Source organism: Janthinobacterium sp. BJB446, assembly GCF_002735655.1.
In the GTDB taxonomy this organism is placed as follows: domain Bacteria; phylum Pseudomonadota; class Gammaproteobacteria; order Burkholderiales; family Burkholderiaceae_D; genus Janthinobacterium; species Janthinobacterium lividum.
Genome location: NZ_PDZK01000001.1, coordinates 1822912 through 1841872, shown reverse-complemented (window position 1 = coordinate 1841872; position 18961 = coordinate 1822912). Strand labels below are relative to the sequence as shown.

The 18961-nt window shown below is 64.3% G+C and carries 16 protein-coding genes; 10 read left to right on the top strand and 6 right to left on the bottom strand.

Annotation, left to right across the window (positions count from 1 at the left end; genetic code table 11):
* Window positions 1-17: 17 nt before the first annotated feature.
* Genes CSQ92_RS08175 through CSQ92_RS08145 form a run of 7 tightly spaced genes read left to right on the top strand, consistent with a single transcriptional unit; the run spans window position 18 to window position 7032 of the window.
* Entirely contained in the window at window positions 18-1091 is a 1074-nt protein-coding gene (locus CSQ92_RS08175; RefSeq protein ID WP_180276969.1) for an ABC transporter substrate-binding protein, read from the top strand.
* Entirely contained in the window at window positions 1088-1936 is an 849-nt protein-coding gene (locus CSQ92_RS08170; protein ID WP_080753357.1) for an ABC transporter permease, read from the top strand. Before CSQ92_RS08175 ends, CSQ92_RS08170 begins: the two co-directional genes overlap by 4 nt.
* On the top strand, window positions 1933-2697 hold the full coding sequence (locus CSQ92_RS08165; protein WP_099393810.1) for an ABC transporter permease: 765 nt from the start codon (window positions 1933-1935) through the stop codon (window positions 2695-2697). Before CSQ92_RS08170 ends, CSQ92_RS08165 begins: the two co-directional genes overlap by 4 nt.
* Window positions 2690-3955, top strand: a complete 1266-nt coding sequence (locus CSQ92_RS08160; RefSeq protein WP_099393809.1) for an MFS transporter — start codon at window positions 2690-2692, stop codon at window positions 3953-3955. Before CSQ92_RS08165 ends, CSQ92_RS08160 begins: the two co-directional genes overlap by 8 nt.
* Window positions 3952-4833, top strand: coding sequence for an ABC transporter ATP-binding protein (locus tag CSQ92_RS08155; RefSeq protein ID WP_099393808.1), 882 nt, complete (start codon window positions 3952-3954; stop codon window positions 4831-4833). The genes CSQ92_RS08160 and CSQ92_RS08155 overlap by 4 nt, the downstream gene beginning before the upstream one ends.
* Window positions 4834-4872: 39 nt before the next feature.
* On the top strand, window positions 4873-5931 hold the full coding sequence (locus CSQ92_RS08150; RefSeq protein ID WP_099393807.1) for an ABC transporter substrate-binding protein: 1059 nt from the start codon (window positions 4873-4875) through the stop codon (window positions 5929-5931).
* Between the two features lie 48 nt (window positions 5932-5979).
* Window positions 5980-7032 carry an ABC transporter substrate-binding protein gene (locus tag CSQ92_RS08145; protein ID WP_180276968.1) on the top strand — a complete coding sequence of 351 codons (1053 nt, stop codon included), beginning with the start codon at window positions 5980-5982 and terminating at the stop codon, window positions 7030-7032.
* Window positions 7033-7051: 19 nt separating this feature from the next.
* Here CSQ92_RS08145 and CSQ92_RS29330 read toward each other — a convergent pair whose 3' ends face one another.
* Complete coding sequence (locus CSQ92_RS29330) at window positions 7052-7177, bottom strand: hypothetical protein (RefSeq protein ID WP_256608825.1); 126 nt, start codon at window positions 7175-7177, stop codon at window positions 7052-7054.
* Between the two features lie 161 nt (window positions 7178-7338).
* Here CSQ92_RS29330 and CSQ92_RS08140 point away from each other — a divergent pair, with 161 nt between their 5' ends.
* A complete protein-coding gene (locus tag CSQ92_RS08140) occupies window positions 7339-10032 on the top strand; it encodes a polysaccharide deacetylase family protein (protein ID WP_099393805.1) in 2694 nt (897 codons plus the stop codon).
* 2 nt (window positions 10033-10034) lie between these two features.
* The gene (locus CSQ92_RS08135) at window positions 10035-10415 is read left to right on the top strand and encodes an immunity 22 family protein (RefSeq protein WP_143450313.1); all 381 of its coding nucleotides are present in this window, start codon (window positions 10035-10037) and stop codon (window positions 10413-10415) included.
* Here CSQ92_RS08135 and CSQ92_RS08130 read toward each other — a convergent pair.
* From CSQ92_RS08130 to CSQ92_RS08110, 5 genes are all read right to left on the bottom strand, one after another.
* The gene (locus tag CSQ92_RS08130) at window positions 10400-11620 is read right to left on the bottom strand and encodes a response regulator (RefSeq protein WP_180276967.1); all 1221 of its coding nucleotides are present in this window, start codon (window positions 11618-11620) and stop codon (window positions 10400-10402) included. The genes CSQ92_RS08135 and CSQ92_RS08130 overlap by 16 nt on opposite strands.
* Window positions 11621-11736: 116 nt before the next feature.
* The gene (locus tag CSQ92_RS08125) at window positions 11737-12759 is read right to left on the bottom strand and encodes a hypothetical protein (RefSeq protein ID WP_099393802.1); all 1023 of its coding nucleotides are present in this window, start codon (window positions 12757-12759) and stop codon (window positions 11737-11739) included.
* On the bottom strand, window positions 12756-13775 hold the full coding sequence (locus CSQ92_RS08120; protein ID WP_099393801.1) for a hypothetical protein: 1020 nt from the start codon (window positions 13773-13775) through the stop codon (window positions 12756-12758). The genes CSQ92_RS08125 and CSQ92_RS08120 overlap by 4 nt, the downstream gene beginning before the upstream one ends.
* Window positions 13776-13847: 72 nt before the next feature.
* The gene (locus tag CSQ92_RS08115) at window positions 13848-15104 is read right to left on the bottom strand and encodes an alpha-xenorhabdolysin family binary toxin subunit A (protein WP_034782366.1); all 1257 of its coding nucleotides are present in this window, start codon (window positions 15102-15104) and stop codon (window positions 13848-13850) included.
* A 69-nt stretch (window positions 15105-15173) separates the two neighbouring features.
* Window positions 15174-16448: an alpha-xenorhabdolysin family binary toxin subunit A gene (locus CSQ92_RS08110; protein ID WP_070279783.1), complete on the bottom strand. Its 1275-nt coding sequence runs from the start codon at window positions 16446-16448 to the stop codon at window positions 15174-15176.
* Window positions 16449-16879: 431 nt separating this feature from the next.
* Between CSQ92_RS08110 and CSQ92_RS08105 the strand changes: the two genes are divergently transcribed.
* Window positions 16880-18952: a TonB-dependent receptor gene (locus tag CSQ92_RS08105; RefSeq protein ID WP_099393800.1), complete on the top strand. Its 2073-nt coding sequence runs from the start codon at window positions 16880-16882 to the stop codon at window positions 18950-18952.
* Window positions 18953-18961 lie beyond the last annotated feature (9 nt).

Below are 18961 nucleotides of genomic sequence, written 5' to 3'. Positions count from 1 at the left end.
TCACGAACAGGCTACAGATGTCATTGAAATTCTTACGTTTGAGCTGGCGCAAAGCATTCGCCGCCGCCGTGGCGGCCAGCCTGCTGGTGCCAGCGATGGCGACCGCCGCCGAAGCACTGCCGGCCGCCGTGCGCATCGCCGTCGTGGCCCGCACGGCGCCGTCCGGCAAGACCGTGTTTGCCGGTTCGGCCGCCCAGGTGGCGTCAACGGGCTGGCTGGCGGCCGAGCTGGGCAAGCTGGGCGTGAAGCTGGAGTGGGTGCCCGTCACCACCAATTCCGTGGCGACGCAAGTCAACGAGGCGTTTGCCAACCGTTCGATCGACCTGGCCCAGTATGGCGACTTGCCGTCGATTATCGCCAATGCCTCGGGCTTGCAGACGCGGCTGATCCTGCCCGGCGGCAGCGCCAACAATACCTATCTGGTGGTGCCGAACGGCTCGACGGCCAAGTCGATCAAGGATTTGAAGGGCAAGAAGATCGCCCTGCACCGGGGCCGGCCGTGGGAATACCCGTTCGCTCGCCTGCTGGAAGCGAATGGCATGACCTTGCGCGACGTCAAGATCCTCAATCTGAATCCGCAGGCCGGTGCGGCAGCCGTGGCGACGGGCGGCGCCGACGCCTTCTTTACCCTCAGCGATGCCTTCCTGCTGGAAGATAAAAAGGTGGGCAAGATCATCTGGGCCAGCAAGGCGCCGCCGCAGGATTGGAAGATGCGCGCCGAACTGTGGGCCGACAGCGGTTTCCTGCAACGCTGGCCGCAACTGGCCCAGCTGGTGGTGACGGCGTATGTGCGCGAGCACCACCGGGCCGCCGGCGCCGGCGGCGAAGACGACTATGTGCGCACGGAGGCGGCCGCGGGCCAGGTGGAAAGCGTCGTGCGGCGCGAACTGGCGGGCGACCATACGCCATGGCAGGCGCGCTGGTCGCCCCTGTTTACGGCCAGCCTGCGCCAGCATTACGTGGGCGAGGCGGCGTATGCGAAGAGCGCGGGCCTGATTGCGCGGCCCCTGCAAGTGGACAGCCTGTTCGCGCCCCAGTTCGTCAACCAGGCACTGGCGCAGCTGAAGCTGCAAACGTACTGGGCGCCATGACTTCCCTCGCCATCGCCTTGCCCCGCGCCCCTGCGCCAGCGCGTGCGGCCTCCGTCCCCTGGCTGCGACGCTTCGTGCGCTCGCCGTGGTCCGTGTGGGCCTCGCCGCTGGCCTTGCTGCTGCTGTGGACGGCCGCCACCACGTTCGAATGGATGCCTGCGCACATCTTGATGTCGCCCTGGCAAGTACTGCTGACGGCCCGCGACCTGGCCGAAAGCGGCGAACTGGGCCAGCACCTGGGCATCAGCCTGTTCCGCCTGCTGGCTGGTTTCGGCCTGGGCGCCAGCTGCGGCCTGGCCTTTGGCGTCGTGCTGGGGCTGTCGCCTGGCTTGCGCAGCTACGTCGACCCCACGTTCAACGTCTTGCGCCAGTTGCCGACGGTGGCCCTGATCCCCCTGTTTATCTTGCTGTTCGGCATAGGCGAGAGTTTTAAAGTGTTTATCGTGGCCAAGGCCAGTTTCTTCATCGTCGCGCTGGCCGTGCATGACGCCATCCGCAACTTGTCGCAGCGCTACTTTGAGGTGGCGCAAGTGTATTGCTTCTCGCGCTGGCAGCGCATCCGCCTGATCGTCTTGCCGGCCATCGTGCCGGCCGCGCTGACGGGCATGCGCATCGCCCTGTCGCGTTCGTGGATGGTGCTGGTAGGCGCGGAATTGCTGGCCGCCGACAGCGGCCTGGGGCAGATGATGGAAATGGGCCGCCAAATGTTCCGCCTCGACGTGGTGATGGTGGGCGTGGTGCTGACGGGCGTGATCGGCTTCGGCCTGGACCGGCTATGCCATGCGCTGGAAGCACGGCTGATGCGCTGGAAACGTAGCGGCGATGGCAAGGGAGGCGCCGCATGAAGCAGCGTTTGATACTGTTCATAAAAGGCGCGCTGCTGCCGCTGGCCTTGCTGGGCGCCTGGCAATGGGCTTCCGGCCGGGGCGCTGCCGCCGCCTACATCTTTGTGTCCCTGGGCGACCTGGCGCACAGCTTGCGCGACCTGGTCTTGACGGGCGAGCTGTGGGTGCATTTGCAGGCTAGCCTGGGCCGCACCCTGGCCGGCTTGCTGCTGGGCGGCAGCGCCGGCATCGTCACGGGCGCGCTGATGGCGCAGTCGCCGCTGGCGGACCGGTTGATCGGGCCGCTGTTCCACAGCATCCGCCAAGTGCCGCTGCTGGGCCTGATACCCTTGCTGGGCCTGTGGGTGGGCAATGGCGATGGCGCCAAGCTGCTGGTGATCGCCATCGCCGCCTTTTACCCGACCGTGCTCAACACGTATGCGGGCATGCGCCAGGTGGAGGGACGCTTGCGCGAAGTGGGGCAGGTGCTGACCCTGACGCGCTGGCAGACCCTGCGTCAGATTTTGTTGCCGGGCGCCATGCCGGCCATCGTCACCGGTGTCACGCATGCGCTGGCCTTTGCCTGGCTCGCTTGCCTGGGCGGCGAACTGCTGTTTTCAGCCGGTCCCGGCATGGGTTCGTTGCTGCTCAATGGCGAAGTGTCGGGCCGCATGGATGTCGTCCTGCTGGCCGTGCTCGTGATCGCCTTGCTGGCGCAGGCGATGAATGTGGCGTTTGCGCGCCTCGCGCGCCTGCTGGTGAAGGGGCGCAGCAGTGAGTGAATCCCTGCCATTCCAGCCAGACGCGGCTGTCAGTGCGCGCGAAGGCGAGCTGCGCGCCTTCTTGCTGCGCTTTATCGGCTTGACCCTGCTGTCGGGCGTGACCATCGGCATGAACAAGGTGCTGGCCACCTTGCTGGGACTGCACCTGCACGTGAGCAATTTCCAGCTGGCCGCGATCAGCAGCGCGGAAACCCTGGCCATGGCGCTGGGTACCATACCGGCCGGCTACATCTTGTCGCGCGGCAATCCGAAGCATCTGTATGCGGGCGTCAGCCTGAGCCTGGCGCTGGCGTTCTGCGTGCTGCCGTGGCTGCCCGGCTGGCAGTGGGTGGCTTTGCTGATGTTTCTCGTGGGCCTGTGTATCTCGCTGCGCATCGTGGCCATGAGCACCGTGTTTCTCGTGCGCCTGCCGGAACTGGGGCAGGGCAAGGCGGGCTGGTACAAGGGAACATTAATTCTCGGCATGCAATTCCTCGGCCCCTTGTGCGGCAATTACCTGATCGCGCAACTGGGACTGAAGGCGGGCTTTTTGATTTCGGCCCTGATGTTCGCCATCCTGGCCGTGCTGGGCTGGCAAGTGTTGCCCAGCAATACGGCGCCGCGCAAGCTGGAAGGCCAAGCCTTGCTGCCCGGTGCGGCCAGCTTGCGCGAACTGTTGCGCCTGCCCATCGTGCGCGTGACTTACCTGTTCGAGATCCTCGCCAGTTTCACGGCGTCCAGCGTGGGCGTGTTTTCCATCCTGCTGGCCATCCGCGTGCTGCACTGGCCTGCGCATCATTCCGTCTGGCTGATGGCCGTGCAGGGACTCAGCTGCGTGCTGGTGCTGCTGTTCCTGGGACGCTTCGTGCTGGCCAGCCGCTACCGCGAGCAGCTGTATGGCGGCGCCCACCTGGCCATCATGGCCGCCTTGCTGATCCTCGGCTTGTGGCCCAGCAGCATCGCCTACCTGGCCGCCTCCGTGCTGCTGGGACTGGGCCTGGGCGTGAACAACCTCGTCAATACAGACAATATCGCCCGCGCGCCCGTCGACAAGGCCAGGGTCTCGGCCCACTTGACCCTGTTCGGCATGGTGGGCGGCACGGCCGGCGCGCTGGCGGCGGGCCGCCTGGCCGACCTGACGGGCTTGCGCAATGTATTCCTGATCTGGCTGGCTCCGTGGCTGGCCGCCTGGCTGGTTTTCCACGGCAGCCGCTGGCTGCGCCGGGCGCCGCCCGCCGCCATTCCTTCCCTCGCCCCCACCGCAGAGAGTGCGCCATGAATGATGTCATTTCCCCTTCGGCCTTGTCGCCGCAACAGCAGCACCTGAGCGGCGGCTTGCAAGTGCAGCACGTGAGCAAGTCGTTTTCGCTGAAAGGCGCTCCGCTGCTGGTGCTCGACGATATTTCCCTGACGATTGCTCCGGGCGAATTCGTCGCCATCGTCGGTGCGTCCGGCTGCGGCAAGTCCACCTTGCTGCGCCTGCTGGCGGGCCTGGACACGGACTACACGGGCTTGCTGCTGCACGATGGCGTGCCCATCCGCGGCACGGACTTGCACCGGGGCCTCGTGTTCCAGGATCACCGCCTGTTTCCCTGGCTGACGGTGCAGCAGAACGTGGCCGTGGCGTTCAGCAATACCCGTGTGCCCTTGGCCGAGCGCGCATCGCGCGTGGCGGCGGAAATTGCGCGCGTGGGCCTCGACGGCTATGCGGATGCGTATCCGCATCAATTATCGGGCGGCATGTCGCAGCGGGCCGCGATTGCCCGCGCCCTCGTGGGGCGGCCCGACGTGCTGCTGCTGGACGAACCGCTGGGCGCGCTCGACGCGCTGACCCGTTTGCGCCTGCAGCAGGAACTGCGCCGCCTGTGGCAGGACGAGGGCATCACCATGGTCATGGTCACGCATGACATCGATGAAGCCGTGTACCTGGCCGACCGCATCGTCGTGCTCGATGCGCGTCCGGGCAAGGTGCGCCGCGTGCAGGACGTGCCGCTGGCCCACCCGCGCCAGCGGGGATCTCCGGGCTTTGTCGCCATCCGCGATGGCTTGCATGCGGATTTCAGCGACCTGGACGACACGCATGCGCCCGTGGCGCAGGATGTAGATCCCAGCAGCTCATGGGATGGCAATGAATGGGCGCGCAGGATGGCGCTGTAGTTTCCTTTTTGACCGGTCCACCCACTCTGGAGATACAAGATGAGCAATAACAACGCACTCGACACCCTGTGGTACACGCGCTGCCCCGTCCCCACGGGCCTGGGAATTTCTCTGCAGCAAGGCTGGCTGGAAGATGCCTTGCGCGCCGACGGCACCAGCTTGCGCTCCTTGCGCGAGTCGGACCAGGAAGCCGTGCGCGAATCGCATTTCGACCACACCCTGCAGAACTCCGTGCGTCACGGCGGCAATATCCCGGCCCTGTGGGCGCGCGCGGCGGGACGCGAGACGCGCGTGATCGGCCTGTCATGGTCGGACGAGACGCAGCTGATACTGACCTTGCCCGGCAGCGGCATCCAGACGGTGCGTGACTTGAAGGGACGGCGTTTCGGCTTGCCATTATGGAGCAAGGCGCAGATCGACTTTGCGCGCGCGCAAGCCTTGCGCGGGCTGGAAAACGCGCTGAGCCTGGAAGGGCTGGCCGTGGCGGACGTGGAACTGGTCGATTATGTGGTCAGCACGGGCCAGAGCGAGGCGGCGCCGGAGAAGGGCGCGGCAACGAATCTGTTCAGCGGCGCGCGGCGCGGCGGCCAAAGCCCGGAACTGCTGGGGCTGTTGCGGGGCGAAGTGGACGCCATCTTCCTGAAAGGCGCCTCGGCCGCACAGCTGGCGCAGCAGTTCGGCTTGCACACGGTAATCGACACGGGCATCCATCCGGAACCCTTGATCCGCGCCAACAACGGCACGCCGCGCACCCTGAGCGTCGATGCGCACCTGCTGGACAACCATTTTGCTTCCGCGGTGACCCTGGTCGACCAGGTGCTGCGGGCAGAAGCGTGGGCGCGCGGCCATGCGGACGAGACGCGGCGTTTCCTGGCGCGTGAATCGAATGCCAGCGAGCACTGGGTGCAAGTGGCTTACGGCAAGGATGCGCATCTGCGCCTGGACACGGACCTGGCGGAAACGTCGATCGCGGGTTTGCAGGATTTCAGTGATTTCCTGTTCCGCTGGAACTTCCTGCCCAGCAAGGTCGACGTGCGTGCGTGGATCGATCCCCGTCCCTTCGAAGCGGCGCTGGCGCAGACGCGCCGGGCGGCTTGAGCGGGAAGCACGTCGACAGTGGCCATGCTTGATGATGAGGAGAATGCGATGCGGCGACGCACGGTGATGGGCGGGCTGGCCTTGCTGCCCCTGGCGGGACAGGCGGTATCGGCGGCGAAGGCGGGGGCGCCGCCGGCGGCCTTGCGCATCGCCTCGACGGGTTTTGCGGAAAACGGCAAGGCGGAACTGGGCGGCATCGCTTACCGGGTGCAGCAGGAAGGCTGGCTGGCGCGCGAACTCAAGCAGCGGGGCGTACGGCTGGAATGGCTGCCCGTCACGGGCGACACGGGCGCCACCATGAATGAAGCGTTCGCCAGCGGGCGCATCGACATGGCCGCGTATGGCGACTTGCCGTCCGTTATCCTGAACGCGGGCGGCGTGCGCACGCAGGTGATCGTGCCGGCGGGGCGGGGCACGGACCAGTTCCTGCTGGTGCCCACCAGTTCGCGCGCCACGTCATTGGCCGAACTGAAAGGCAAACGCATCAGCGTGCACCGGGGCCGGCCGTGGGAACTGGGCTTGCGCCAGCTGATCGCCGACCAGCGCATGTCGCCCACGGATTTTCGCCTGATTAATATGGACCTCAAGCCAGGCACGGCCGCGCTGGCCACGGGCGCCGTCGACGCCTTGTTCATGATCAATGGCTATCCGCTGGAAGACAAGGGCATCGGCCGCATCATCTGGTCCAGCAAAGGACTGCCGGAACGCAAGATGCGGGCGGAACTGTGGGCGCGGCGCGACTTTACGCAAGCCCATCCCGATATCGCCGAGCTGGTGGCCACGGCCTGGCTGCGGGCCCAGCACTGGGCGGCGCTGGACGGCAACCGCGAGGCGGTCATCAAGGATGGCACGCGCAACGGCACGCCCGACAGCGTGGTGCGGCGCAGCTATGACGACCCGGGCTTGCAGTGGAAGGAGCGCTGGTCGCCCCTGTACGACGACGCCGTGTACCGCCATTACCGGCGGGTGCTGGCGTTTGCGCAGGAACAAAAATTGATCCGCCTACCGTTGACGGCGGAAGAATTGCTGGAACCGCGCTTCGTGGCGGCAGGCTTGAAAAAGCTGGGCCTGGCCAGTTACTGGGAGCCGGCCAAGGTATAGCGTCAGCGCAAGGCGTGGCTCAGTGCGGCAGGCACACGCGCCCGGCCACAACGTTGTCCGTGCCATCGCCCGCATGCGCGCGCAGTTGCAGCAGCATCAGGGCCACGCCCAGCATCAGCGCGGCTGCGCAGAGTTTCTTGTGCATCGTCTTTTCCGTTTTCACTATCTATGAAGGTGTTCAGCGATATTATTGCCCAAATTCAGCGTGCGGGCTGAGCTTGTGCCTAGCGTGCTTTACAATTATGCATCGGGCGCATCCGCGCCATCTGAATTCTATGCATAGTATGTGAAGGGAATGACAAGCCTGTGACTTCCAAGCCGATCAAGATCGCCGCCACCGTCGTCGTGGCACTCGCCGCTGGGGCCGGCATTTATAGCTACACCCGTCCCGCCGCCACCGCCACGCCGGGCGCACCCGCCTCTGGCAGCCCGGCCGCCGCGACCCAATCGACCGTCGATACGGCCGCCGTGGCCGCCCAATTCCGCGACTTGCTGGGCAATTTCCGCAAGATCATCGTGCTTCTGGCCGACGAGCAAAGCTTGCCGGAAGGCGCGCGCGACGAAGCGCGCAAGGTGGGGCAGGCGCTGTTCCATGAAAACCAGGAGCGCATCGCCAAGCTCGATCTTGTGCTGGATCAATTGACGGCGCCCACCAATCCGGGCCGTTTCGAGGCGCTCGACAGCTTATTGACGTATATCGAATCCGATCCCGGCCTGTACGACGCCGACCGCCTGGCGTTCCGCGAACTGCTGCAAAGCATGCTGGCCGACGTGGCCAAGGATTCCTCCTTGCCGGCGATCAAGCTGCACAAGCGCATTTCCGAAGACCTCGATGCCCTGGGCGAGATCGAGCGCAATTACGAGAAGGAAATCCGTCAAATCTTCGGCAACCTGGGCCAGCGCGCGATCGAACTCAAGCGCGAACGGTGGGACGATTACGTGGCGCAGCTGAAAAAACTCTACAGCCGCGAACAGATCCTCAAGGAAAACGGCATCGTCGTACCGTATGCAGTACCGCCGGCCGGTTCCGTGCCCGAAGCCAAGCCGGTGCCAAAAAAAGATGAGGCGGAAATCTTTGGCCTCGGCTTGCCGAAGAAAACCATCGTGCTGACCTTCGACGACGGCCCGCACCGCCGCTACACGGAAGAAATCAGCGCCATCCTGAAACAGTATGGCGTGCCGGCCGTGTTCTTCAATGTGGGCCGCAACCTGGGCAGCCTGGACGCGGAAGGCCACGCCAAGCTGAACGCGGGCGCGGAAGTGAGCCGCAAGCTGATGAAGGAAGGCTATGCCGTGGGCAACCACAGTTTCAGCCACGCACAGTTGTCGAAACAGACGGGCGACAAGCTGAAGGGTGAAATCCTCGGCACCGACACCCTGTTGAAGGCGATCAGCCCCGAGCGGGCCGCGCTGTTCCGCTTTCCATATGGCGCGCGCAACAGCGAAGGCATGGCCGCGCTGGCCGATGCGCATTTGAAGTCCGTGATGTGGAATATCGATTCGCTGGACTGGGCCGACCCCGTGCCCAGCTCGATCACGAACCGCGTGCTGGCGTCCGTCGACAAGGCGGGACGGGGCATCATTCTGTTCCACGACATCCACGAACGCACGGTGAAAGCCTTGCCGGCCGTGCTGGACAAGCTGATCGCCGAAGGCTATCAATTCGCGGGCTGGGATGGCACAAGCTTCCAGGTGGCGAAAAGCTCGGCGCCTGCGCCGGAAAAAGTGCCCGTCACCACCGGTTACGCCAATTCCTGGGCCGTGGTGATCGGCATCGATGACTACGCGAAATGGCCGAAACTGCAATATGCGGTGCGCGATGCGCAAGGCATCCGCGAAACGCTGATTGAAAAATTCGCGTTCGCGCCCGAGCGTGTCGTCACCCTGAAAAATGGCGAAGCGACGCGCAACAATATCCTGGCCGCCTTCCACGACAAGCTGGCGCATGGCGGCGTGCAAAAGAATGACCGCATCTTCGTGTTTTTCGCCGGCCATGGCGCCACGCGCAAGCTCAGTTCCGGGCGCGACCTCGGCTACATCGTGCCCGTCGATTCCGATCCGGCGCAGTTCGCCACGGATGCGATCCCGATGACGGAAATCCAGAATATCGCGGAAAGCCTGACCGCCAAGCACGCGTTCTTTGTCATGGACGCCTGCTACAGCGGCCTGGGCCTGACCCGCGGCGCCGGTTCCAGCTCCTTCCTGCGCGACAATGCCAAGCGCATCGGCCGGCAAATGCTGACGGCTGGCGGCGGCGACCAGCTGGTGGCCGACGGCGGGCCGAACGGCCATTCCGTGTTCACGTGGACCCTTCTGCAAGGCTTGGCGGGCAAGGGCGACCTGAACGGCGACGGTCTCATCACGGCCACGGAACTGGCGGCCTACGTGGCGCCGGCCGTGTCCAGCGTATCGAACCAGACGCCCGCGTTTGGCAGCTTGCCGGGCTCGGAAGGGGGCGATTTCGTGTTCGAATTGCCGGGCGAAACGGAGTTCCTCAGCCCGAACACGACGCAGCTGTCGACGGAAGCCATTGCCCTGAACAGCAAGCTCGACGCCAAACCGGCGGCGGCCAGCGTGACGGTGAAGGATTTGCAGGGCGGCGAACAGAAGATCGTCACGCCGGGCGCCGTGCCGACGTCAGCGCGCCAGCTGGCGCAGCGGGCCAACGACCGTGGCTTGCAGCTGTACAAGGAGAAACAATATGCGGCGGCGGAAGCGCAATTTACGGAAGCGCTGAAACTGCGGCCCGATTTCGCACTGGCGGCAAATAACCTGGGCTTTGTTTTTTACAAGCAGGAAAAATACCGCGAAGCGGCCCGCTGGTTTGAAAACACGGTCAAGATGGATCCGTCGCGCGCCATCGCCTATCTGAACCTGGGCGACGCGTATGCCAAGGCCGGCGATGGCGTCAAGGCGAAAGCGGCCTATAAAACCTATCTGGAACTGGCGCCGACGGCTGCGACGGCACCGGCCGTGCGGCAAAAGATGGAGAAGCTGTAAGCTTGTCTTCCACCATGCCGACCGTCCACGTGTTTGCTTGCAACGGGCGCTTTCCCGGCTGGGAAGCGCTGCAGGCCTACCTGGCGCCCACATACACGGAAGACGGCGATGTATTGCCGTCGCCGTTCTTCCTGGAAACGGGACTCACGGGCTATGAGCCGGCCTGTGTTGAAAGCGCGCTGCTGGCGTCGCCAGTGCCGCTGGTGCAGTTGCTCGATGGCGTGTCGTATGGCGACAGCTGGCTGGCGCAGGCCTGCGCGGACGCGGAGGCGCAGGGCGTGCTGGCCGACACGAGCGTGTGCGTGTTTGCGCCGAATCAGCTGGCGCACCCGCAGCGCAGTTCGCTCCATTACGTGGGCAGCTACCGTTACAGGGTGGATTGATCGCCGTCCTGGCGTTCGTCATGCAATAGCTTGTTGACGGCCGCCAGCAGGCTGGTGCCCGATGTGGTGATGAAACGGGCGCCGGCCGCTTCCGCTTCCGTGCCGTAGCTGGCGACCGTATCCTTGCTGCAATACACGATGATGGGCAACGCGGGCTGGGCCTGCCGCACTTCGCGCACCGTGTGCACGCCCGCATCCTTGATGCGCTGGCGGTTCTCCACCCGCGCCATGTCCGTGATGAGCAGCGCATAGTGCTTCTGTTGCAGCATGGCCAGCGCCTGCCGCGTCGAGACCGCCTGGTCTACCTTGATGTTTTCCCGTTCCAGCTGCTCCACCAGCAAGGTATTGTTGCGCGGATGGTCATCCAGCCACAGCACCAGGCCTGCCTGCTTTTTCTCCGCCGGCATGCCGGCCAGGGCCGTGACGGCCGCGCCCCCGTCCGGCGGATGGGCCAGCAGCAGCTGCGTCACGGCTTCCTGCATGTCTTCGAGCGATTTTTGCTGCAAGCGGCTCAATTCCGTCACTTCGATTTCCTTGCCGCTCTCCAGGCGCACGGATTCGTTCTTGACCATGCTGTCGGCCCGCTTGATCATGATGGACAGGTAAATGCGCGTGAGCAGGTAGCCGATCAAAAAACCATGCACGGAAAAGAACAGCATGATGCCGCCCACCACGGCCATGGCGGTCGGCGTGTCGGTGGCCAGGCTGGGCGCGATGAAGGCGGCCATGCTGCGCGCGCTGCCGGGCAGGCTTTTGAGCTCGATCAAGCCCACGCCGACGATGATTTTCGTTAGCCAGTCCGACACTTCCACCAGGTTCGAATTGACTTCCATGGGCGTGGGCGTGCCCAGGAACAGGGTGTTGCCGGCGTTGGCCGTCGCCGCATCGGCTCCGGCGGCGGGCGCTTCGTCCGTGGGGCGGCCCTTGCCATTGGCCCGCTCGTCGGGCGGCGCCGCGTTGACGGTGCCCGATGGCAGGCTGCGCGGTATGCCGAACAGGAATCCCAGCAGCATGCCGCTGACGCAAAAGCCCAGGCTCCACAGCAGAGCCGGCACGGCATGGTAGTGGGGCGCCAGTACCGCCCCCCCTATCACGGCCAGCAAGCCCGCCAGCAGGATGTATAGCAGGATGAATGGCAGCGCATCTTTCTTGCGCACCGCTGCCGGCGCACTGGCGCCGGCGCTGCTGGTATCCGATTTGCCCACGGCCCCCCCAAATGGATGCGGCATTGCACAAGCTGCATATGCTCATCATAGGAAGCAGGGCGGCCGTGGCATTGAGACAGCGCAAAGCGGCGGCATCCTGACAGTGACAGTCTTTGTCAGGCGCCTCCTTGCGCCAGCGCCGCTTCGCGCGCCACCCGCGTATAGGCATTGGCCAGGTCGTGCCATTGCTGTTTCGCCGCATTCAGGTGCAGCCGCTCGAGGAAACTGCCCAGCTTGTCGTTCTGCGCCGCCTTGAGCAGGTCGAGGATGGATTGCATGTCGGTCTGCGAGGTGACGACAGCGCCCAGCAGTGCGGCCAGGCCGGTCTCGGCGCCGCGGCTGCTGTTATCGAGCTGCTGGAAAGCTGCCGAGATGCTCTGGATCGAACGCTTGAAGTCGTCGCGGATGGCATTGAACTTTTGCGGCAAGCCATCCTGGCAGTGATGCGACTGGGCCGCCTGTTCAATCTGCCGCAGCGCTTCCTGGGCCGAGCGGTCGGCACCCTCGATGGCCAGGCGGATCTGTTCGCGATAGGCGCTCTGCTGCTGCAGCGACACCGCCAGCGCCTGCGTACCCGCCTTCAGCTGGGCCGAACTGCGCTCCATGTCGCTGCTCAGCTGTTGCAGCGCCTGCGTCGCCGTTTGCCGCTGCTGGTCGTTGGGCCCGATTCCCTGGCGAATCTGCTCCTGCACCGCCAGCACGCGGTCGGCGTTCGCGTCAAAGGCGCGGCTAAAGGCCGGCAAGCTGTCTATCCACGCCTGGGTGGGAGCATATGCCGCGCCCAGGTTGCCCGCATCGCGTTCGGCGCGGGCCAGCACTTGATCGAGCTGGTTGCGCGTCCATGTGAAATCGACATTTTGCGACCATGTTTCCGTGGTCGTCTTGGTGCACATGCCCAGGCCCCACCACGCATGCTCGCTGCACCAGCTGCACTGCGTGTACAGCGGGTATGGCCCCAGAGGCTGGCGCACGGCATTGCGCATATTCGCCACTTCTCGCTGGAATTGCGCCAGCTGGCGCAGCGCGTTTTCCAGCGCGGCGGTATTGCTGTTTTGCGCCATGGCGGGCGCATGCAGCAGTCCCAGCGCCAGGGTGGCCATGGCCAGCAGATGCAGCAGGCGTGCGGCGGCGCGCCTCATGGCTGCCGTCCCGTCGCGTCGGGCGGCGCGGGGAAGTCGACCAGCGCGTTGGTGGCGTAGCCTTGCGCGGCGGTGATGAGCGCCTGCCACAGGGGAAAGGCCATGGCGGTGGCCAGTGTTTGCGCCAGCCAGCTGTCGCTGCCCAGTTCCGCGTCGCTGGCGTCGGCCGCCAGCTGGGTCGTACCGGAGCCGAGAGCGCTCCACGCGGTGCGCAAGCCGTCCAGCCAATGGATCAGCTCATCGATAGCCGCTTCCAGCCAGCCGCCATTGGCCAGCAGCAGGTTGACGCCTTCCAGTTGCAGTCGCAGCTGCTCGGACAGCGCCGTGTCGCGCGTCAGCTGCTCGCGCAAGGCGTGCAACTGCGCCTCCAGTTCCTTTTTCTTGTGCCCGCTGAACAGGCCCAGGTGCGCCAATTGTTCCTCTATCGATGCGATGGATGCCAGCAAGCGCCCCAGCGCCTCTTGCTGTGCCTGCAGATCGGTGCCCGTCTGTGTTGCCAGCTGGGCCAGCGCCGCATTCGCCGGCAAGACGCCATCCTTCCATTTGTTCAAGCCTTGCAGCAGGGGGGCAATGGACGCGCGCGCTTCTTCCACCATCGGTCCCAGCGCATGCAATACTTCGCGCCTGTCGCTGGCGGCAACACCCGCTTCCAGCAGTGATTGCTGATACGACAGCATGCTGGCAGCGGAATTTTTCAGGCGCAAGACAAACCACACCAGGCACGCGTACAGCATGGCAGGCGGCGTGTTCTGCGCCAGGGCGTCAGGCGATGTGGCCAGCAGGGCGCGCAAGCTTTTCGGCGTGCCAAAGCGGGCCGCCTCGTCCGCTACGGCTTGCGCCGCCGCTGCCAGCGGCTGGTCCGGGCCGGGCTGCAGCTTGTCCGCCTGGACCAGGTAGTACGTGAGGTGATCCCAGGCGCTGCCGCCTTCAAACGCCAGATGGGGATTGCCCTCATCAACAGCTTGCCGCAGCGCCGCCTGTTGCACTGCCAGCGGATATCCGAATTGTCTCGACATGATGTTTGCCTTTCTAGAAGCCAACGATCGGTATGTTTGCCCCCCGGTGCCTGCGCCGGGGGGCAACTGTCATCAAGCGGCGCGCTGGTTTTCCGACAGGTGCTGGCCGAATGCGAGGTTGTCGTAGTCGACCAGCGATTGCACGGTGAACTGCTTGGCGCTGTCATCGATGGCTTGCCAGGAATCGATGGCCAGCTTGGCTTTCGCCTTGACGAGGAAAGGCATGCTGCCCACGTTCGATTCCGTGATGCTGTTGCCCAGTGTGATCATGTCCGTATTCATCTGCACCCACACGCCTTCCACCGTTTGCAGGTTGCCGAGGAATTTGGACATGGCCGGTCCCACGCGCGCCATCTGCGTGTTGAAGTCGCCCAGGTCGCTGCGCAGCCGCTGTTTCTTTTGCAATTCCTGCGTCTGGCTGCTGATCTGCGTGCAATATTCGTTGTAGGCGGCGCGGTTCTGCGCCGCCTTGATGCCCAGCCCGACGCCGGCGGCGATGGCGGCTGCGCCGCCCACCAGCAGCGAGACGCCGCCCGTGAACGGCGCCAGCAGGCCGCCGATCAGCGCGCAGCCGACGGAGGCCGTGACGGCGGCGATGGTGAAGTCGCGCCAGGCCTTGTAGGCGGCATCGCGCAGTTTCTCCAGCTCCACGATCTTCGTTTCCAGGCCGCCGATGGTGCGGTTGACATTGGCGATCATCGTCGACGAACTGCTGGTAAATGCCTGCAGCTTGCTGTTGTATTCATTCATTTTCTGTTCGAACAGACCCAGCTTCCTGATCAGTGCCGCCACTTCGGCCGACATTTTTTGCGCCAGCGGTATCGGCCCCATGGTCTGGTCGAACAGATAGGCTTTCAGGTTCTCCACCTGTTCCTTGGGAGGCAGGCCCGGCAGTTCATCCAGTACGCTTTGATAGCCGCTCACCAGCTTGGTCGAGGTGTCATGCACGCGCTGGCCCAGCCATACTGTGTGCGTGTAGATTTCTGTCGGCGGCGTCGGCGTGGCCAGCAGGCCGGGATTCTTGATCAGGGCCGCGCGCAGGCTTTTCGGGTTGCCGAATTCGGTGGAGGCGTTTTGCACGCTTTTCATTGCGCCGATGCAATCGAGTACCGTCTGCGAGCCATCGACGGCGCCGTACTTGCTTTCGAAATCGCCTTTGGTGATGGGCAATTCGGTGGCCGAGCCCACATAGGCCTGCAATTCGATCCAGCTATCGCTGAACAGGGCAAACTGGCTCTTTTGTCCGGATTGGGGATTGGCCGGCGTGGTCAAGCCTGGCGGCGGATCGATCGATGGCGTGGCGGCGGTATTAATAGCGGTAACACTCATGGTAGTTCCCTTCAGTGATCAGGTCAGACTGCGTGGAAGTACGGAAAACAGCTACTGAAAACGCTGGCGTCAGGCGGCGAGCCTGGCCGTCAGTTGCTGCTGCCAGTCGGGCTGGTCTGGCGGCAAGCTGGCGCCAAAGCCGATCAGATTGGCATCGACAAAGGACCCGGTAACAAACGCCTTCAAGGCGTTGTCGAGCGTGCGCCAGCCATCGGCAGCCTTGACCATCTCGGCTTCGCGCAGCCATGGTCCGGTGTGCAGGTTGTCCACGCTCAAATCGCTGGCGCGCGCGCCCAGTTCCCGCGCCGATGCGCTCCAGGCCGCTTGCACGCTGCGCAACTGGCCCAGGATGCCGTTGGATGCCGGCAGCGAGAATTTCATCAGTTCATCGAGCGCGCCCAGGTCGCTGCGGTAGCACGCGCGCTTGGCGAGGAAGGCGCTCTGCTCGTGCACTTCCTGTACCAGGCCATCGTATTTGCCGCGCGCCACGCCGGCCGCCGCGCCCAGCGCCGCTGCGGAGAGGGCCACGCCGCCGCCCGTGACGGCCGAACCGATGGCAAAGCTGCCGCCGCCCGTGGGCACGGCCAGGATCACCATGATGGCAATGCCGATGATGCCGATGACGGCGGGCACGATGCAGGCGGAAATAGTCAATGCCAGCCATTTCGAATAGGCGGCGTCGCGCGCGCGCTCCAGTTCGCCGATTTTCTGTCCCAGGGCGCCGATTTCCTTGTCGAGTTCAGTGCGCGTCTTGGATGAGCGTTCGGTGAAGGTGCGCATCAGCAACTGGGCGTCGTCCAGCGCTGTTTCGATGTGTTCGAACTCCGCGATCAACTCGCCGATTTTCGCGATGGTGTCCTGCATATTGTCGAGTATCTGGCCATTGTCGAGGAACAGGCTCCTGATGCCGGCCGTGGCGTCGGCCGCCGATTCGTGGCGCGCCATTTCCGGGATGCTGCGCAAGGTCGACGACAGCGTAAAGGCATCGCGGTGCGCCCGCTCCACGGTCCAGACGGTGGCGGAAAAGGCATCGTTTTTCGGGCGCGTGCCGTTGGCCAGGAAATTCGGGTCGTGCAGGATCTTTGCACGCAGGCTGCTGGGACTGCCGTAGCGCTCGGCCGTCTGGCGCAGCTTGCGCATGGCGTCGAAGCATTCCTTCATTTGCGAACCGGACGAAGCGTCGCCGTAGCGCTGTTCGTATTCGCCGATATCCGACGGCAGGGCCAGCACGGCCTGGATGCGCGTCTGCAAGTCGATCCATTGCTGCGAGGCCAGCACGAAGCGCTGGCCATCCGGATTGTCGCCCGGTGTCAGCAGAGTGGAAGAGGGCAGGAACAATGTCATGTAGTTCTCCAGTTCAAAGTGGTCGCCAGGCCGCGCCGTGCAGGCGTGCCGGTGTCTGACAATATGGAAAAAACCAAAGACTTTGCCGCGGCTGCGCCAGCCTGCGTGGTCGACATGGCAGGGCGTCGCGTAGACGGCGAAATCACAGCGACAGCCCTGATGCGCGCGGCGGAGCGGCGCGGGCGAAAGAGCGGCAGGCATGGCAGGAGATGCTGGCGGGCCGGTCTTGTGCGCGGATTCTGACAGGTAGTATGCACTTTTTATATGGCGAAATTCTCTCTAAAGATAACTCGCCTCGATTTATTTCATTGTTTGAAAACATGTGTTTTGCAGCTTGATTTTGCGCAAATGTTTGAATCCGAACGCCGGTGTTTTGCGTATCTTCAGGGGCGAGCCACAAGCAGTTGTTTTCAGGATGAACGGGAGAAGAGATGCAATCCAGGAAAATCCCTTTGGCATTGGCCTGGCTGGCCATCCAGGCCAGCGCATGGGCGGAGCCGCCTGCCGCCGCGATGCCTGATGCCGTTGCCAATGAAGCGCGCACCGTACGCGTGACGGGCCACTACGACAACGCCGTCGGCACGTCGGACGCGGCCAGCCAGGGCGTCATCACCAGCGAACTGATCGTCAACCGGCCCGCCTTGCGCACGGGAGAGCTGCTGGAATTCGTGCCGGGATTGATCGTTACCCAGCACAGCGGCGACGGCAAGGCCAACCAGTATTTCCTGCGCGGTTTTAACCTCGACCACGGCACGGATTTCGCCACCCACGTCGATGGCATGCCCGTCAACATGCGCACGCATGCCCATGGACAAGGCTATTCCGACCTCAATTTCCTCATTCCCGAACTGGTGCAGCGCATCGACTACAAGAAGGGGCCGTATTTCGCCAGCGAAGGTGATTTTTCCTCGGCAGGCAGCGCGCGCATCCGCCTGGCCGACAAATTGCCGGAGGGCCAGGCCAGCGTGTCCGTCGGCCAGCATGGCTATGTGCGCGGCGTCGTGGCCGATTCCTTTGCTGCAGGACAAGGCACCTTGCTGTACGGCCTGGAAGTCAACCGTAACAACGGCCCCTGGGACGTGCCGGAAAGGGTGCGCAAATATAGCGGGGTGCTGCGCTACAGCCAAGGCACGCCGGACAACGGTTTCAGTGTGACGGCGATGGCGTACAAGAATGGCTGGAACGCCACCGACCAGGTGCCGCTGCGCGCCGTGGCATCGGGCCGGATCGGCCGTTTCGGCTCGCTGGCGCCCAGCGACGGCGGCGACACGTCGCGTACCAGCCTGTCCTACGCCATGCGCCAGCGCACGCAGAACCGCCTGTTCGAATTCGACGCCTACCTGATCCGTTCACAGCTGGAACTCAACAGCGATTTCACCTACTTCCTGGCCAATCCGGCCGCCGGCGACCAGTTCCAGCAAAGCGAGCGGCGCACGGTGGCCGGCGTGAATGCCGGCGAAAGCTGGACCACGGAGCTGTTCGGTCTTTCCCTGCGCAACAAGCTCGGCGTGCAGGCGCGCTACGACAGGCTGTCGCCCGTGGGCTTGTACAACACGGTGGACCGGGTACGGCAGAGTACGGTGCGCGAAGACCGCGTGCGCGAGGCCAGCATCGGCCTGTATGGCGAAAACACGGTGCAATGGCTGCCCTGGCTGCGTTCGGTGGCGGGCTTGCGCTACGACGCCTACCGTTTTAAAGTCGACAGCAGCATAGCCGGCAACAGCGGCGCGGCGAACGACCATGTGGTGTCGCCCAAGCTGTCCCTGATTCTGGGGCCCTGGAGCAAGACGGAATTTTTCGTGAACTATGGAAAAGGTTTTCATAGCAACGATGCACGCGGCACGACGCAGACGCGCCTGCCCGATGGCGAGGCCGCCATGCCCGTCACCCCTCTGGTGCCGAGCAAAGGCATGGAACTGGGCGCGCGTACGGAATGGCTGCCGGGACTGCAAAGCTCGCTGGCCCTGTGGCGCCTCGATATCGCGTCGGAATTGCTGTTCGTGGGCGACGCGGGCGTAACGGAAGCGAGCCGCGCCAGCCGCCGCCACGGCATCGAGTGGAACAACCATTACATTGCCGCGCCGTGGCTGCTGTTCGACCTGGACCTGGCCGCCTCGCGCTCGCGCTATACGGAAAATGATCCGGCTGGCAATTTCATTCCGGGCGCAATCGACAAGGTGGCCTCGTTTGGCGTGACGGTGACGGACCAGGGCCCATGGTCGGGCGCCTTCCAGCTGCGCTATTTCGGCCCCCGACCCTTGATCGAAGACAATAGCGTGCTCTCCGCCTCGACCACCTTGGCGTATGCGCGCGTGGCATACCAGCTCAACCGCAAGACGCGGCTGTCGCTCGACGTGTTCAACCTGTTCAACAAACGCGCCAGCGACATCGATTACTACTATGCGTCGCGCCTGCCCGGCGAGGGGGCGGATGGGGTGAATGACCGGCATTTTCATCCGGTGGAACCGCGTTCCGCGCGCCTGACCTTGTCATATGCGTTCTGATAACGGTAG

Coding starts and splice junctions, on each gene's coding strand:
- CSQ92_RS08175 (WP_180276969.1), top strand. CDS start 18: ATGTCATTGAAATTCTTACGTTTGAGCTGGCGCAAAGCATTCGCCGCC.
- CSQ92_RS08170 (WP_080753357.1), top strand. CDS start 1,088: ATGACTTCCCTCGCCATCGCCTTGCCCCGCGCCCCTGCGCCAGCGCGT.
- CSQ92_RS08165 (WP_099393810.1), top strand. CDS start 1,933: ATGAAGCAGCGTTTGATACTGTTCATAAAAGGCGCGCTGCTGCCGCTG.
- CSQ92_RS08155 (WP_099393808.1), top strand. CDS start 3,952: ATGAATGATGTCATTTCCCCTTCGGCCTTGTCGCCGCAACAGCAGCAC.
- CSQ92_RS08150 (WP_099393807.1), top strand. CDS start 4,873: ATGAGCAATAACAACGCACTCGACACCCTGTGGTACACGCGCTGCCCC.
- CSQ92_RS08145 (WP_180276968.1), top strand. CDS start 5,980: ATGCGGCGACGCACGGTGATGGGCGGGCTGGCCTTGCTGCCCCTGGCG.
- CSQ92_RS29330 (WP_256608825.1), bottom strand. CDS start 7,177: ATGCACAAGAAACTCTGCGCAGCCGCGCTGATGCTGGGCGTGGCCCTG.
- CSQ92_RS08125 (WP_099393802.1), bottom strand. CDS start 12,759: ATGAGGCGCGCCGCCGCACGCCTGCTGCATCTGCTGGCCATGGCCACC.
- CSQ92_RS08120 (WP_099393801.1), bottom strand. CDS start 13,775: ATGTCGAGACAATTCGGATATCCGCTGGCAGTGCAACAGGCGGCGCTG.
- CSQ92_RS08115 (WP_034782366.1), bottom strand. CDS start 15,104: ATGAGTGTTACCGCTATTAATACCGCCGCCACGCCATCGATCGATCCG.
- CSQ92_RS08110 (WP_070279783.1), bottom strand. CDS start 16,448: ATGACATTGTTCCTGCCCTCTTCCACTCTGCTGACACCGGGCGACAAT.
- CSQ92_RS08105 (WP_099393800.1), top strand. CDS start 16,880: ATGCAATCCAGGAAAATCCCTTTGGCATTGGCCTGGCTGGCCATCCAG.